Source organism: Vibrio sp. OPT41 (assembly GCF_015163595.1).
Taxonomy (GTDB): Bacteria; Pseudomonadota; Gammaproteobacteria; order Enterobacterales; family Vibrionaceae; genus Vibrio; species Vibrio alginolyticus.
Map to the genome: position 1 here is coordinate 252,389 of NZ_JADDYH010000038.1, position 17,149 is coordinate 269,537.

The window sequence follows — 17,149 nt, forward strand, 5'->3', positions numbered from 1 at the left end:
ATCTCTGGTACAGGGTCTGCCACTGTTGCCGCTATCGGCTTGACGATGATTCCCTCGATGGTAAAGAAAGGCTACGACCGCAGCTTTGCAGGTGCTTTAATCGCGTCCTCCGGCGGAATTGGCGTCATTATTCCACCCTCTGTGGTGATGATCGTCTACGCGATCACAGCTGAAGTCTCGGTAACTAAGATGTTCATAGCGGGCATCATTCCTGGCTTGGTCGTCGGTATGGTATTGATCGGCTATTGTCTAATTGTCTCAAAATTGCGGGGCTACACAGGTAACGAGCGCAAAGCGACCTGGGCAGAGCGTCTTGATGCGCTAAAAGAAGCCAGTTGGGCAATGCTACTCCCCGTGATCATTCTCGGCGGTATCTATTCCGGTATCTTCACACCTACCGAATCAGCCGCCATTGGTGTGCTCTATGGCTTATTCTTTGGCATGTTTGTTTATAAAGTGCTCAAACCAGCGCAAGTTGTGAAAATCATTCTAGAGTCGTCACTGTTAGTTGGCGCAGTACTCGTCATTGTGGGTGCGTCCGTGACGTTTGGCCGCATATTGACCCTAGAACGTCTACCGGCCGAGATTGCTCAGTTCATTCTATCGATTACTGAAAACAAACTTCTGATACTGCTTTGCATCAATGTCCTGTTGTTGCTTGTCGGTACCTTTATGGAAACGCTGGCAGCCATTGTTATTCTCACACCAATTCTGCTACCCATTACGTCAGCACTCGGCATGGACCCCGTTCATTTTGGTATCGTGATGATCGTGAACTTGGCCATTGGCTTTGTTACGCCTCCTTTAGGTGCCAACCTGTTTATGGCAAGTCAGGTAGGCAAAGTGCCGATAGAGTCGCTCTCTAAAGCCATCATGGGTTGGATTGGTGCAATGATAGTGGCGTTGATGTTGATTACCTTCATCCCTGCCATCTCGCTATCGTTACCTGCGCTTTTATCCTGATCGTTGCACTCATAGAGCGCTTATGACTGTTATAGCCACTAGATAAACACCTTTCTAGTGGCTTATTCGTTATTTACTTCCGATTTAATAAAAAAGCCTTTAAGCATTCGTATGCAAAAGGAAAATTTGAAAGATATAAGGATAATTGACACCAAAATAGCTGAATATTAGCGATAAAGTCTATTTGGGTGCCTTGATCTGCATGATTATCAGTTTTGGCTTAATCATTTGTTTCCATTCAAACAGATAAAAATAAATTAAGCGATTAAAAAACAATAAGATATTAGGAATATTCATACAAAAAACTTTGACCTCCTTTCTTATTAACACGTCTCGATAAGAGATAGCTTCCATCTCTCCTGTACTTTTTTAGTTTATTTTCCGCTCAATTGTTAAAAATCTGATCATCAGCACGCTATTTAAACAATCGAAAAACAATCCGTTGACAAAATGGCAACATGATATATTTTGAATACGTAATCAAAACATAATTATTCAATTACGGAGGTGATTTATGGCCATGGTTGGCTTCGATGAAAAGTGGCGTGATTTTCCCGACTACATTCTTGGTATCACAAAAGAGATTTGGGAAGACCGAGGTTTAAACACCTTAGAACACTACTACTCTCCCGACATTGTTGTGCGTACTCCACTCTCTATCGTTCAAGGAAACGAAGGGGTGATCAGTGCAACAATGGCGACACTGGCCGAGTTTCCCGATCGCACGCTATATGGCGAAGACGTCATTTGGTCAGGCACCCCGGAACAAGGCATGCTTTCTTCTCATCGAATCATCTCTACTGCAACACACAGTGGCAACGGCTTCTATGGGCAAGCTTCGAACCGCAAGCTTCGTTTCCGTATTATCGCAGATTGCCATGCTATCAATAACCAAATCAATGACGAATGGTTGGTTCGCGATCAAGCCGATATCGCGAAACAACTGGGCATGACGTCAGAAGAGTTTGCACGCCAACAAATCGAATTTGAAGGTGGCGTGGAATCAAGCCCATTTCCGTTCACTCCTGAAGTCGACATTCCTGGACCTTATTTGGGCGTAGGCAACGACAACGAATATGGTCAGCGCTACGAAGCAATTCTCAGAAGCCTTATGAATGCCGAGTTCTCAATAGTACCGAAAGAGTACGACCGCGCTTGCATCGGCGAATACACTGGCGGTCAAACTGCCCTATCACACTCGGAAGTCGATCATTTTTGGATGGCACTTCGTGCGTCTTTCCCAAATGCTCAATTTACCGTTCACCATCGTATTGGCCGAGATGACGACATGATGTCACCACGCGCGGCAATTCGATGGTCTTTGCACGGTAAGCATGAGGGATATGGGATGTTTGGTAAGCCTTCAGGAAAAGAGGTTTACATCATGGGGATCAGCCACGCTGAGTTTGGCCCTTGGGGTCTTCGTCGCGAATTCACTTTGTTTGACGAGACCGCAATCTGGAAGCAAATCCTGCTTCAGCAAGGCTAACGGCTGACTAAACACTATTTATTAAAATCACAGACAGTAAGGAAGCAACATGTCACTCAACATCATCGAACAGTTCTACCAGAACTACTTCAAAGCCGCAGACATCGAGCAAAAACAGGCCGCTCTGCAAACTTTGAACCCTGACGTAAAATGGTGCGTGGCGCACCCTGTGAACGATCTTAATGGCCCAGATGCAACCCACGAATCTTTCCTCTCACCACTTGTTAATGCTTTGCCTGACGCCGAGCGCCGACCAATAATTGTTATGCACGGCGAATACGAAGGCCGCACTTGGTACAACTCTACCGGCTACTTTATCGGTACATTTGAACAACCACTGTTTGGCATCCCAGCAACAGGGAAAACACTCTACTTGCGTTACACCGAAATGGTGTGTGTGGAGAACGACCAAATCACCGAATCTTACATGATCCCAGACTTCATCGACGCGATGAATCAAGCAGGCTGCAACCCTCTTCGTAAAAGCTTAGGTCACGATGGCTTGGTTCCTTCTCCTGCAACTTCTAACGGTATTCAACAATCTGTTGTGTCTTTGGAAGAAAGTGAAAAGAGCGCCCAGCTGGTTGAAGATATGCTGTCTTGCTTGGGTCGTTTTGATGGCAAAGATCTTTTCTCGATGGATTTAGAAAACTACTGGCACAATGACTTCATGTGGTACGGCCCTGCTGGTATTGGTACTACGCGCGGTATCAAAGGTTTCCGTAACCACCATCAAGCGCCATTTGTGTTTGCGTTCCCAGATCGAAGTGTCGATATTGAGGTCAATTTTTTGGCCAAAAATGACTACGTATCCACAGGTGGTTGGCCACATATGCATGGTACTCACACTGGTCACAGTGGCTGGCTCGGTCTTGCCCCAACCGGAAAACACATCGAACTTCGCGTTATGGACATTTGGCGACGCGAAGGCGATTTACTGAAGGAAAACTGGGTAGCGATCGACATCGTTCATATCCTGCTGCAACTTGGCTATGACGTGTTTGCACAAATGAAAGAACAGTTAGAAGGACCTAATTATGCATGAGTTTGGCGCACTTAACTGGAGCATCCTTGGGGGATACATCGCCCTAACGCTAGTACTGGGTGCGGTGATTGGTAAGCGAGTCACTTCAGCTAGCCAATTCGCTTTGGGTGATAAGAGCATCCCTTGGTGGGCGATCGGTATTTCTGTCGTTTGTACTTACGTGAGTGCCATGTCTTTCCTTGGCGGGCCAGCTTGGTCTTACAAAGAAGGCCTGTCGGTTATCGCGATTCACCTCAATTATCCGCTGGTGATCTTCTTCATCGTGGCTGTGTTTATGCCGTTTTTCTACAACAACGGTTTAACCTCCATCTACGAGTATCAAGAACGACGCTTCGGTAAGGCTTCACGACTGACTTTGTCGTTTATCTTCCTTATCAAACAAGCATTGAGCTCGGCAGCCGTACTCTACGCGACAGCAATGATTTTAGAGTTCATTACTGGTATCGACGTGATGTACTGCATCATGATCGTCACTGCAATTGCCCTTATCTACACCGTAATGGGCGGTATCGCGGCTGTCATTTGGACCGATGTGATTCAAGCAGTAATCTTATTTATTGGCGCATTCATCATCATTGAAGCCGTTTGGAATGGCATGCCTGCTCCAATGACGGAGGTCATGGCAGAACTCAAAGCGAAAGGAATGACCGATGCCCTACAAACAAGTTTTGACCTAAGCCAAGTAACGACTGTATGGGCCGGCGTTATCGCAATGACGATGTTCCACACCACCGTGTATGGCGGTAACCAGATGATGGTACAACGTTGTATGGCCGCGAAAAACATGGGCGATGCGAAAAAGGCAATGTTGATGATGGGCTACGTGGCCTTCTTTATTTACTTTGTCTTTATCTTGCTTGGCGTCCTGTTCAACGCTTATTACGACGGTAAAGAGTTTGAAAACGGCAACACCATCATTCTTCATTATGCGAGTGAATATGGAATGCCAGGCTTGATGGGCATCATTGCCGCTGCGATTCTGGCGGCAAGTATGTCGAGTCTCGATTCCGCATTTAACTCAATGGCGACCGTTTCTGTGGCTGACTTTTACAAACGCTTCTACAAGCAAAACGAGTCGGAAGAGCATTACTTAAAGGTATCGCGTTTCTTCACGGTGGCGTGGGCGATTTTGGTCATCATTCCAGCGATCATGTTTGCCACCAGCACAGGCTCGGTACTGGAAGTGCTGAGTAAGGCAGGCTCTTACTTTGTCGGTGCGAGCTTCTGTATGTTCGTCCTTGGTTTCTACTCAAAACACATTACGGAAAAAGGCTTGTTAATTGGCGTTGCTGCTAGCTTCTTGGTGATCTGGTATGTAGCCGTTGCGACCGATATTGCGTGGCCTTGGTATTGCGTGATTGGCGTCCTTGTGAATGCCGTTGTCGCTTACATTGCTAGCCTTCTCCTGACGGGTAAACAAGATGAAATGCATCTTTACACAGTGAAAGGCCAGCAAGCGGAATATGCTCGTCTAAATAAACCAATCAAGGAAGATGGTTGGTATGTCGTTCCCGGCAAAATCGATGCTCCATGTTATGGCTTACTAGTGATGTTTGTATTCTCGATCGTGATGCTTTGGGGGATCAACGCGTTTACCGACAACGCTCCTATGCTGATTAACTTTATGCGTGGCTGCTCTATTCTTGTCGCTACCGCTTGCATCGGATACATGGGGTATTCACTCCTCTCCCCGAAACGTAAAGTTGCAGTCAAACAAGCAAATTAATGTTCTTTACGTAGATACTGTACGTCCAACAAACGGACAGTATCTACGCTCTAGATCTAGTGCTAGCTCAAAGCAAATCGAATGGGTTAACCCACATTTTGCTTTTTAACACTCCAAAGCCATTATTCTACTTAGGATACCCCGTCAGAACATTTATGAATACGTACCTATTTATGCTAGTCTTATGACCTCAATTACTGGCAACTAAGTTTTATTCATGAAATCAATTAAACACGTAGTCACATCAAAAGATGTGGCAAAGATGGCAGGCGTCTCTCAATCTACTGTATCGCGCGTGTTTGTTCCGGGTAGCTCAGTATCCGAAAAGACCAAGCAAAAAGTCTTTGAAGCGGCTAAAGCCCTTAACTACCGCCCTAACGCCTTTGCACGTAGCCTGACCACAAACGAATCGAAATTGATAGGTTTGGTGTTTCCTGATGCGGATTACCCTATCCATATGAAAACACTGCAGTTAATTTCCAGTGAGTTACAGAAAAAAGGTTATTCTGCCGTATTGATTCCATGGCAAGTGGATGAAGAAGAGGGCCACTCAATCCCAAATATCTTCCAGTATCGCGTCGATGGTGTCATTGCTGCTTCCGCAACCTTCAATAAGTCCCTTTATGAAGAATGTGAAGAGTTTAATATCCCAATTGTTCAATACGCACGAGTTGTTGAAGGTACTAGGAGTAGCTACGTTATCAGTGACAACTACGAAGCAGGCCAACAAGCCGCGCAACTTCTGCACAAAAGTGGCGTGAAGAACGCGGTTTATTTGACGGGAGAAGTGCCAACCTTTACGAATGACGAACGTCAAAGCGGCTTCTGCTCTGAATTTGAAGACCTAACCGGCAAGACGCCACGCATCATTGAAGCCAGCTATGACTACGCGAGCTCACTTGATAAAGTCCGTGCCATACTGGCAGACAAAAATCGGCCTGAAGCGGTGTTCTGTGCAACCGATAACCTTGCGATGGCGGTCATGGATATCGCCCGTATAGAATGCGGGTTGAGCATTCCTCAGGACTTACAAGTCATTGGCTTTGATAATATTCCTCAGACAGAATGGTTAAGCTATCAATTAACCACATTCCGCCAGGATTTCCGTCGCCTCGCTCGCGAGTGCGTGAAGATCATTGTTGATCAAATTAATACGAAAAACGGCAGCCTAGTAAAAATGATGGTGCCAGTGAAGTTAATCGAGCGACAGACAACAAAAGCTTAAATAGCTATAGCCAGCCATTCGGTTGGCTTTTTATTTGCCCCTGACTCCCAAACGGCTCATTTAGTGTTGTAAGAATTAATGAACCCATGTATATTTATGAGCCATTACACTATATGAACCAAAAGAAAAGGGGCTCATAATCCTTATGACCACGTATCTTTACACTCGTTATTCGCCAAAAAATCGAGCTTACCAAGAGCACCTTAATACTCTAAAAGCTTTTGCGCCCGAAGCTCAGCATTTTGAGGATAAGGTTCGTGGTTGCATGCCTCCAACCGAGAGAGAGGCATTCTTACAACTGCTCGATTCCGTCAGAACTGGGGATACGATTGTGCTCTGGTGGCTGACCGCATTTGGTCGCGACTTTAGTCAAGCATTGAACACAATAAAAATGCTACTCGATAAAGGGGTAACATTGAAAACCGTATGTGAATCACTAACTTTTGAGCCAGGTTCTGTTCAAACTCAAACACTACTCACAGTGTTATCTGGATATGGGAAAGTGCAGACTGAACATCGCCTGTTTGCCGCAGAGCAAGGGCGACAGGCCATTAAAGAGCAGCCAGAATTATGGAAACAGAAGTTTCGCGGCCGCCCCGCAAACAAAACCAAACACCAACAGATCGCAACGTTACTGCTAGAAGGCTACACATTGCAAAACGTGGCAGAGCAATGCGAAGTCAGTCTATCGACTGTGAAGCGGGTCAAAGCAAAGCTAAATGAAGTGGATGACGAAGGTGGCTTAAGATCACGACGCCAAAAAAGTTGTTTGAATGGAGACCCGTCATGAGTCGCCCAATCAACTTTCATACTATACTACTCGCCTGTCTTATTATTAGCGTTGGCCAGTTGAGCATGGGGCTAGTCATGCCCTCTTTGCCATGGATAGCAAAAGACTTTTCCATCTCCCTCGACCAAGCTCAACTACTTGTGAGTATTTATTTGCTCGGCTTTGGCCCCTCTCAATTTATCTACGGGCCAGTGTCAGATGCTTTAGGACGAAAAAGAGTATTACTTACCGGTTTACTCATCGCGATGTCTGGTCTGCTGATGATTATTTTCTTCAGTGACACATTTACAGGGATGGTGATGGGGCGCTTTTTACAAGGGTTAGGTACAGGATGCTGCGCGGTACTCGCGAGAGCGTCGACTCGAGATAGATTTAGCGGGGATGAACTCCCAGTGGCAATGTCTTACATCGCCATGGCGGCTTCAATCACGCCACTTATTGCACCTGTGATTGGCGGCTTTATCAACTTCCACTTCGGTTGGAGTATGGTGTTTATTTCTCTATTGGGCTATGTCTCGCTGGCCTGGGTAATCATCGCCTTTAAGTTCACAGAAACCATCACAAAACGTTCTGTCATTCCGTCACCCCGAAAAATGTTGCTCCAATACAAGAGCTTAATTACATCTCGTTACTTTATGAGTTTCGCCAGTATCAGTTGGTTAAACTTCAGCTTAATGATTACGACAGTCTCTGTGATGCCATTTATCATGCAAGATCAAATTGGCATGACCTCCGCTCAATACGCGATGTGGGCGCTCATTCCCGCTTTGGGTATGTTATGTGGTACCACGATTTGTAACCGAGTAAGGCCAATTATTGGCAATAAAAAAATGCTGCTTTGCACCCCATTTCTTCACCTCGCTGCCGCAATATGGTTATTTTTCTGCCCTGTTGAGCCTCTATTTCTGATGCTAGGACAGCTATTAATGATCTTGGGTAATGGTATTGCCCTACCTTGTGCACAAGCGATGGTAATGCAACCTTATAAAAAGCAAGCAGGTGCCGCAGCGGCAATGTCTGGTGGTGGACAAATGGTCGTCTCCTCATTGGTCAGCTTAACTCTGGTGCAGCTTGGATTGAGTCAAGCATGGCATCTAGCGATCGTTATCGTAATATTTGCATCGCTTACCTTCACCAACATTCAACGTGGCTTCAGTGCAGAGCAACCTTCAGAACAATAACAAAAAACATACTATTGTCCTTATAGCTACAACAAATAGTATAAACTTAAATTTAGGAAAAGTTGGCGGATACTAACATGATGTTGCATTTAAGAATTGGCGCCTTAACACTCGCCACATTGATATCCGCTGGTACTGACGCGAGCGCCAACGAGAACTGGCAGTTCGAGAGTGACAAGAATGGAATCACAATTTACTCCCGAGAACATAGTGACGGTTTAGTTGAGATCCGTGCCCGGATGTTCACACCCACCAGCTATGGTGCATTTTTAACGCTACTAGAAGACAGTGACAATATCCCGAACTGGATTGACAATACCAGTCATAGCCGGGTTTTAAATCAAATATCGGCCACCGAGAACATCGTTTACACCCAGTTTAAAGCACCATGGCCTGCCAAAAATCGGGATATGGTCACCTACTCAAAGTACTGGGTCGATGAGCTGGGATTCACCATAGAAATCAAAAGCGCACCTGACTCATATCTTGCTGAACAAAATGGTTATGTTCGAATTCGCTCGGTTGATGCGACTTGGGAATTACAAAAACTCACAAACGATACAACACTCGTGGAATACAAGGCGTTTGCTGACCCCGGAGGTCTATTGCCAAACTGGCTGATCAACAAACTTTCAAAAGAAAGTGCATGGGCGACATTTAGTAATTTAAGAAAAGAGTTACCTGAATATCAGCAATACTCTCATCCTCAAATAGATAAGTAAGCGTCGCTCTTCCCACTCGCTTTTTAATACGGTACATAATAACAAAAGGCGGCTTCAAGCCGCCTTTTTCTACTCAATGTGTTACTGCAGTGCAACCGTTACAGGTTTAGTTGCACCACGGTAATCAAACTCAAAACCAATACCTTGGTCTGTCACGTCCATCGTCATACCACCAACAAGCTCGCCTTGCAAGCTTTTGACAACATCATCCGGAACCGGCTCCCCTGTGATTGACGACGCACTCTCCAACACTTCCAAAATACGCTCTGAATCAAAATCAAAGCTGAACAAGCCATTTGGAGAAAGTGATTGCGCCATCACTTCTTTGCTTGCTTCCGCAGCACTATCACCACTGTAAAGGGTGAAATGGTTTTCGTTTAGACGAGCAAACACGTCCACCTTCATGCCAGTATGCATTTCTAATAGGTCACTGACATTAACAGGTTGGTTATCCGGTTGAATTTGCAATTGAGCAAGTTCAGGAACGAACATTTGCGCAGTTTGAATAAGCATCATTGGATCATTGGCAGAAAGAGACAACATACCATCTAGCTGGCTAAATACTTCACCATGCTGAGCATTAGTATCTACTTTGATATCAAACATTTGTAGGCTTAAGCCTTTGAGGCCGTTAACCATGCCTGACCCCATGCTTACAGCGGCTGCTGGATTCTGGCCGCCCATCTCTTGCTGCATTTGTGTCAATAAAGAGCATTGGTATTGAGGCTGGGTCAAGTCAGCCCAAATCTGACCAATCGATGGCGCTAGCGTATTAATGTCTAAACCAAGCGCCATACTAAAGAAACTCTTATCACTTTTAGACTCAGCCAATACACCACGAATCGACTTGAGCGCATCTAGAATCACTTTATTGTTGGACTCAACAACAAAAGAACCTTTAATGAACGCCTGATCGCCTTTCATCTTGTATTCTGCAAACGCGACGGACTGAGGCCAGTTTTCTGCAACTTGAGTAAGCTCAGTATGGCAGGCTGGTGAACGCATTTCCTCAATAGTTGGTTCAGGATCTATTGCATCCAACGTGCTAATTTGACGAGCAAACATATTGCCATCTTTCGTCGTCAAACCTTTAATCACTTCGCGATGATCAAAGTAACCAAAAGAGTTGTTGTTTTCACCGTATTTGGCTTGCAACGCCTCAAGACGTCCACTCTCAGCAATATTTTGACTTGGTGCTTCAAGCCCTAATGCCATTTTAATCGGGTTTTGAACGCCCAGTTGCGGAACATCAACCGTTAACGTAAGCACGTTATCAACCACGGCTACAACCAAGCCAATACCGTCCTGCGGGTCAATTGAATCAGTCATCTCGTAACGACGATACTCGACTTCACCAAGCTTAACCAACTCATGCTTAGCGCCGCTCATCTGCTCTTCATGATCCAGTGTTTTCCATAACGCGGCAGGGTCTTCAATATCCACTTTGTACACCGGTACCATACCAATTGTGTACAACACAGGATTAATGTTTTCCCCGGTGCCCAAATAAGCTTTTAATGTTTCTGGCGACGCAGCACTCTCTAGGTATCCATCGAATAAGTTAACTGCAAACTGCTGTTGTGGAGACAGTGGTTCATCGGCAAAAAGTTCTGCAATCGAGCCTTGATTCGCCGTACCGAATGCGTTCATGTATTTATAATGGTTAAAAGGTTCTGTCTGATACGTCACCATAAGTGAATCTGCAGGAACTTGCGTTAACAGTGAGCCTGCATCACTCGCGGTAGTATTGTTTTGGTACAGGTAGCCAGCGCCCCCTGCTGCTGCGACCACTGCTGTAGCCAATAGTAGTTTTTTCACGACCAACTCCGTTGTCATAGTTATGTGTTCCTAAACGAAATGTAACGCTTAGGTTTAAAGCCAATGAATAGTGCTTTATATCAACCGCTATCATAAACAAGTTATCGATGTAATGAATGTCGGTTTGATAAATTATCCAACATTTATAAGGCAAACCGTGAAGTAAGTTGAATTGCGTGCGGATGCTATTGGCAATATTCACAATCCAATTTCTCGGATAACCGCCTTAAAAATCATAATATTCAGTTAAATGAAGCGATTTGGAGTAATTACGACCAAAATCAGCAGAATATTAAATCTTTATTGAGTCTTTTATCTAATATCTGAAAACGCCTCACGACCTGACACTTCTTTCCAATTTGCCTCTGGCGGTCCCTACTCGTTTTCCTTACATTCCTACTAACTCAGTGACGAGACGTATACCAAATACGAGCAATAGAAGACGATGAAAGACCAGTTGACGATCTCTATATCAACTATCAATGGCTCAAGACATTGGTACTTCAGTAAAAGGATGCAACGCAACATAAAAACGTTTTTCGTTTTTTTTGTTGTTGCTCTGGCCGCGACCGTAATCTTAATTCATCACTTGTACACTCGCGTTGATAATGCAGCGTTAAAACAAGCTGAATTGACAGAGCATTCACGCACCATGGGTGAAGAGCTCAGCACACTGAAAACACTTAAATCAGAGCTAGAAAATGACCTTTCAGAACGGGAAGAACGGGTACAACTTGTTTCGGAACGTTTGGGTGAATTAGAGAAAGTGCTTGGGGTTGGAGAACATACCTCGACAAATAACTTGGATGCTAGGCTCGATGCAGCAGCGATAACCTCAAACGTTCGCATGGTGTTATTAAACCAAATACCAAGTGGCTCTCCAGTCGGCAACGTACGACTATCTTCCGGATTCGGTAAGCGTATCCATCCGGTGACAAAAGTTGCCAAGATGCATCGTGGGCTCGATTTTGCCGTAAATATCGGCACCAAAATTTATGCCCCTGCCGATGGGGTAGTGGAAGTCACCCGCCGCAGTAATAAAGGCTCTGGTAACTTCCTCAGGCTACAACATTCTTTCGGTTTTTCGAGTTCTTATTCGCACTTGAAAGCGTTCAAAGTAAAAAGTGGTCAGTTCGTCAAAAAAGGGCAACTGATTGCAATTTCCGGCAACAGTGGGCTCTCTTCTGGCCCTCACCTGCATTACGAGGTGCGATTTGTTGGGCGAGCACTGAATCCGAAACCATTTGTCGATTGGAGCCTTAATGATTTCGAAGACATTTTTACTAAGGAGCGAAGAATACGATGGGAATCTTTAATCAAAACAGTGGAACAACGAGTAGCTCAGCAGCTTCAACTCTCATCGCCAAAGGCTGTTCTCTTAGCGGAGAACTCAAAGTAGAAAACGATGTCCAGATTGATGGCATCGTCGATGGTCAAATTAACGTGGAAGGCACTCTCGTTGTCGCAGAAAGCGGGCGAGTAAACGGTGAAATTTACGCTAAACAGCTGATCATTAACGGCATGATGGACGGAAACTGTCACGCAGAACACATTCAAGTGCTTGCCAAGGGACGCGTAAGCGGTAGGATCTGGAGCAATAACCTCAGCATTGAACCTGGTGGCAAATTCTTTGGTGAAGCAGCCGAATTACCTGAAAAGGAAGTGGTAACGTTAAAGGGTAAGGCTCAAGACAGTGCGATCACAAAAGAAAACAACACCAACAATGAAAAGCGACTTTCGCGTAAATCAGCATAAAAGCTTTGATTAAAGTGCTTAAAAAGACGGCTTTCACGCCGTCTTTTTATTACTATTGCCACGATTTTCGTCAGAAACTACGTGATTATTCGGCCGGATTTAAAACCATCACCGAGCGTTTTGCTTGTGGACCAAAAGCTGATTTTGCATGCGCTTTCACTTCATCTAACGTCACACTTTTAGCCACTTTCTCAACGTCAAGTAACACATCGACGCCGTAATCATGCACCAAATAACGAGTATATGCCCATGATCTCTGTGCTGGGTTATCATCCAATCCTTGCATCGCGACTGCCAGTTGTTTCGCGGCCGTATCCACTTCTTCTTGGGTAATATTTGACGCTAAATCATCAAACACTTTGCCCAGTTTACTCTCTAAAAGAGCCACGTCTTCGGGCTCGACTTGAGACTCCAAGAGCCAATCAGAGATGGGTTCGCGATCTTGTGTCATGGTGTAAATGCTCGGGCTGTAATCAAGGCTAGACTCTTCTCGCACAATATCCAAAACACGTGCATTACTAATACGTTGCAAAATATCTTCGATAACCGTGTCTCTTGCCGTACGTTGGTAATCGCTCGTATTAGTCAAACGCATTACATACAACGATGAAGGTTCATGCCCATCCGAAACCACAGTTCGCTCCGGCACTTCCGGGTTAAACGCAACGTGATAATCAATCGAACGACTCGGTTTCATTTCGATAGAGGCCACATATTTACGCAAAAGTGGTGTAATTTCTTCCGGCTCTACGTTTGCAACAATAACCATCTTAAAACCATCATTGGTTTTGAAAAGTTGCTCATGCACCGCTAGTATCTGCTCGGAAGTCACTTGTTCAACATCATCACTGGACACTATACGATGACGACTACCCGGCAAATAAGAATTGCCGTTTGCTTTTTGAATCAGTTTTCCCATCGGTGATTCAAAAAAAGCGCCGCTCTGCTGTTTAAACTCTTGCTTCGCTGCTGCCATCTGGCGCTCGTCGACTTTAATCTCCGTCGCTAGGTTGTATAGTCCATTCAAAGCATCAGTTAGGTGCGTATTTGGCGCCGTAATTTGTGCTCCGTGACTGGTCGCATCAAGCATCGCGCCAAGCGCAATGTTGTTTTTGCGTAAGTAGCTATCTAGCTCTGAACCAGAAAATGCCCCTAACCCACTGCGTATTGCCGTTGTTGCTGCGATTTCATAAGCGGCATACAACGTCGGATCAACAGCGGCTTTACCACCTTGGCTCGCATAGTAAATATACGCTCGACCACCCGCTTTAGTATCTTTTTGGAACCACACTTCGACACCGTTTGATAGCGTATAGACTTGAAAACCACCCGCTTCCTGACGCATGCTCGTGATGCTGCCTTCCTGGGTAGGCTTTAAGAATCCATCCACTTTGTCATACATCTCTAACGGTTTTTCGCCAGTTTGAAGATAGGCACTGTTTAGAGCGGCAAATACACCATTGAACTGTTCTGACGTTTCGCTTTTCCCCAAACCAATAAAAAAGCTTGGCTGCTGAGATAACAAAGCCGCCAATTGTGTGTTAATGCTCTCTAAATTCTCGTTGTTGATGAATTCTGCCAAACTCTGGGCATAACTCTCTTTTGATTGGCTGACACTGTCTTGTCCAATTTGAAAAACACGTGCTTCTGCGTAACTGTTTGGCTTACGCTGACTCCAATCTGAATCAATATTTGCAAGTTCACCTTGCCAATTTGACATAACGCTATCTAACTCGGATTGAGTCGCACCATAATCTCTCAACGACGCCAAGGTACGAATGAAAGTCTGGTGCATTTGTTCGCGGCGATCTGGTGCAAACGAAATCCCTGCCGACATCATACGCTGATAGTTAGAGTAATAGGGCTCTGCATAAGCGTATTGAAAAGGTTCAGCGGCATCACTGAGTACACGGATCAAACGCTGTTGAATGAGTTGTGTTGCGACTTCATCACGCCACACTTCATGTTGTTGCTCAATCGTCGTGCCGCCACTTAGACCACGCTCAATCACTAAATGAAGACTTGGTGATTCCATCGTGTTACTTGGCAAGATTCTGTTTTCGTTGTTCACTCGAATATCACGGCGCTTCTCTATTACCGTATCCGAGGTACTTTCCCAGTTCGAGAACTTGCTTTTGATAATCTTGGACAGTGAATCTACGTCGATATTACCAGTCACAATCAACTCGGCATTTTGTGGCTGGTACCATTTGTCGTAAAACGCCTTTAACTTACTTGAGGAAGCATTTTGAATCGCTTCGCGAGTACCAATTGGGTCATGCTCACCATACATAGTGCCTTCAATCGAGGCTTGGTAAGCATGCATAGAAAAGGACTTATCATCTGGATTAGCACGTCGCCATTCCCCGAGAATCACCCCTTTTTCTTTCTCTACTTGCTCAGGAGCAAACTCAAGTCCGTTACCGATATCTCTCATCCACTTCAGGGCATCTTCTAGCTTCGTATTATTCGCAAGGTCAAGTTGGTAAGACGTTTGCTGATAACTGGTAAAAGCGTTGATATCAGCGCCAAAGCTACCACCAGATTGCTCAAAAAGTTTGACAACGTCGTTACCGGTAAAATGCTCACTACCATTAAACGCCATATGCTCAACAAAGTGAGCGTAACCCTTTTGAGAAGATGTTTCTTGGAATGAGCCGATATTCATCACCAAACGGACCGAGACTTCTTGGTCTTCTGTTGGATAGAGATGGTATTTCATACCGTTCGATAACTGGTCCACGTGCCAGTTGGCGTCAGGTTGAATCGGCGTCGACTGTTGTATCAGAGCACACCCTGACACTAATAACGCGGGGACTAACAATATACTGCGCATAACGATTGCCCATAACAATGATTAAGCTAATCAATATATATCCGGTGCTATAACCTTCACATTTTTAATGGATTATCAGACACGCAAATGTGATAAAGATCACCATTTATTGAAATCAATTCTCATTTACAAAAATCGACAAATCCTTACTTTACAAATACATAAATAATATCGTTCCAAATCCTTTTGCTTATTTGGTGTAAAACTCAAATTCGCGACATGGAGTCAGTATTTATTTTGAGCAATAAAATATAATTATTGAACAGATTCGAATCTGACTTTCTGCTGCATATTCAACAGCGCAGAGAGCACTGATGAGAATAAAAACACAACAACTATTATTCAAAGATCTATTATTCGCTTTATGTTCAAAAATCTATCATTAAAAAACAAACTGGCAATCTCTGCCAGTGCCGCCATCATTCTAGGGGGAGTGCTGGTAGAGGGGCTGTCTTTTCGAGATTCATTAAATAGGCTCGATGTCGAAGTCGCACAGCGACTAGAAAGCACTAGCGCATCTTACAATCAATACGTAAAGGACTGGCTACTCTCTAAAGAGCGCGCACTGACTTCACTCTCTTCTGATTCAGAGAAACGTTCTCTGGTTACGCATTTGAAACAAGTCCGAGACTCTGGCGCGTTCGATAACGTTTTCCTCGCTTACCCGGACGGGTCACAAGACAACGCTAATGGGGTGGTTTTGCCACCAGGTAATAACGATCCTCGTAAGTGGGGCTGGTACACCAATGCAATCGCCAACCCATCGAAAGTCTTTATGGATAACCCGACCGTCGCAGCTGCCACGGGGGCTAACGTCGTGTCGCTCGGTAAAGCCCTGCAATTGCATGGTCAAACCGTCGTTCTGGGTGCTGACGTAGAGATCGGTGATATCCTGAACAGTCTCAACCAAGTGATCCTACCGGGTGAAGGTTATATGTTTATTGCCAATGAACAGGGCAATATTTTCACTCATAACAACGGTAAACTGCTGAATCAACCGGTTAGCAAGCTGGGCCTCAACAACAACGACATTACGTCTGCCGCACGTTCAGGTACAGAGCGTCGCGTCTCTATTAACGGCACCGAATATGTGATTTACGCGCGCCACATAGAGGGTACCAAACTCACAACGGTCACAGTGTTAGATCAAAACTCGTTGGTTGCCCCACTTTACGATGCAGTTTGGGATCAAATCATCGCAACCACTATCGTCGTCGTTATCTGTGTGGCTTTGTTTAACCTGCTATGTAACATCTTGTTCCGTCCGCTCTACAATGTTTCGAATGCGCTTGCGCAAATCGCCAACGGTAGCGGCGATCTGACTCAACGCATCAAAGTAGAAAACCGTGACGAAGTTGGTGAGCTGGCTGAAAACTTCAACCAGTTCGTTGAAAGTTTGCAGCAACTTATTGGTCACATTCGTCACCAAGCGGAAGAACTGAGCCAACAATCGGAGCTGAGCACGACTCGCGCGAATCAATCGGTTTCCGATCTGAACCATCAGCAACAAGAAATCACTATGGTGGCGACCGCTGTGACTGAAATGGCATCAGCAACGCAAGAGATTGCAGCACATGCAGAGCAGACGGCTAAAGCCGC

Annotated in this window: 13 protein-coding genes; 11 read left to right on the forward strand and 2 right to left on the reverse strand. The window is 45.1% G+C overall.

The genetic code is table 11. From position 1 onward, the window contains the following. From IQP38_RS17250 to IQP38_RS17285, 8 genes are all read left to right on the forward strand, one after another. A partial coding sequence (locus IQP38_RS17250) for a TRAP transporter large permease (protein ID WP_228010096.1) occupies positions 1–963 on the forward strand: 963 nt, incomplete at its 5' end. 514 nt (positions 964–1,477) lie between these two features. Beyond that, positions 1,478–2,452 carry an ester cyclase gene (locus IQP38_RS17255; RefSeq protein WP_017820104.1) on the forward strand — a complete coding sequence of 325 codons (975 nt, stop codon included), beginning with the start codon at positions 1,478–1,480 and terminating at the stop codon, positions 2,450–2,452. 49 nt (positions 2,453–2,501) lie between these two features. Continuing rightward, positions 2,502–3,497 carry an ester cyclase gene (locus IQP38_RS17260; protein ID WP_017634491.1) on the forward strand — a complete coding sequence of 332 codons (996 nt, stop codon included), beginning with the start codon at positions 2,502–2,504 and terminating at the stop codon, positions 3,495–3,497. Continuing rightward, a complete protein-coding gene (locus IQP38_RS17265) occupies positions 3,490–5,223 on the forward strand; it encodes a sodium:solute symporter family transporter (protein ID WP_005374733.1) in 1,734 nt (577 codons plus the stop codon). The genes IQP38_RS17260 and IQP38_RS17265 overlap by 8 nt, the downstream gene beginning before the upstream one ends. A 217-nt stretch (positions 5,224–5,440) precedes the next feature. Next, positions 5,441–6,448, forward strand: a complete 1,008-nt coding sequence (locus IQP38_RS17270; protein WP_005374731.1) for a LacI family DNA-binding transcriptional regulator — start codon at positions 5,441–5,443, stop codon at positions 6,446–6,448. A 145-nt stretch (positions 6,449–6,593) separates the two neighbouring features. Then, positions 6,594–7,238: a recombinase family protein gene (locus IQP38_RS17275; RefSeq protein WP_025768668.1), complete on the forward strand. Its 645-nt coding sequence runs from the start codon at positions 6,594–6,596 to the stop codon at positions 7,236–7,238. Further along, positions 7,235–8,419 (forward strand): multidrug effflux MFS transporter, encoded by a 1,185-nt coding sequence (locus IQP38_RS17280; RefSeq protein WP_025768669.1) that lies wholly within the window; start codon positions 7,235–7,237, stop codon positions 8,417–8,419. The genes IQP38_RS17275 and IQP38_RS17280 overlap by 4 nt, the downstream gene beginning before the upstream one ends. Positions 8,420–8,496: 77 nt before the next feature. Continuing rightward, positions 8,497–9,141, forward strand: coding sequence for an START domain-containing protein (locus tag IQP38_RS17285; protein WP_025768670.1), 645 nt, complete (start codon positions 8,497–8,499; stop codon positions 9,139–9,141). An 81-nt stretch (positions 9,142–9,222) separates the two neighbouring features. Here the strand turns inward: IQP38_RS17285 and IQP38_RS17290 are convergent, their stop codons facing one another. Next, on the reverse strand, positions 9,223–10,977 hold the full coding sequence (locus IQP38_RS17290) for a hypothetical protein (protein ID WP_080276972.1): 1,755 nt from the start codon (positions 10,975–10,977) through the stop codon (positions 9,223–9,225). Between the two features lie 427 nt (positions 10,978–11,404). Between IQP38_RS17290 and IQP38_RS17295 the strand changes: the two genes are divergently transcribed. Both IQP38_RS17295 and IQP38_RS17300 read left to right on the forward strand, forming a co-directional pair. Further along, positions 11,405–12,358 carry a M23 family metallopeptidase gene (locus IQP38_RS17295; protein ID WP_005374721.1) on the forward strand — a complete coding sequence of 318 codons (954 nt, stop codon included), beginning with the start codon at positions 11,405–11,407 and terminating at the stop codon, positions 12,356–12,358. Next, on the forward strand, positions 12,262–12,714 hold the full coding sequence (locus tag IQP38_RS17300) for a bactofilin family protein (RefSeq protein ID WP_080276973.1): 453 nt from the start codon (positions 12,262–12,264) through the stop codon (positions 12,712–12,714). The genes IQP38_RS17295 and IQP38_RS17300 overlap by 97 nt, the downstream gene beginning before the upstream one ends. Positions 12,715–12,799: 85 nt before the next feature. On the opposite strand, the gene IQP38_RS17305 is transcribed toward IQP38_RS17300, so the two are convergent. Then, positions 12,800–15,550 (reverse strand): M16 family metallopeptidase, encoded by a 2,751-nt coding sequence (locus tag IQP38_RS17305; protein WP_171344784.1) that lies wholly within the window; start codon positions 15,548–15,550, stop codon positions 12,800–12,802. 364 nt (positions 15,551–15,914) lie between these two features. Here IQP38_RS17305 and IQP38_RS26500 point away from each other — a divergent pair. Then, a partial coding sequence (locus IQP38_RS26500) for a methyl-accepting chemotaxis protein (protein WP_228010097.1) occupies positions 15,915–17,149 on the forward strand: 1,235 nt, incomplete at its 3' end.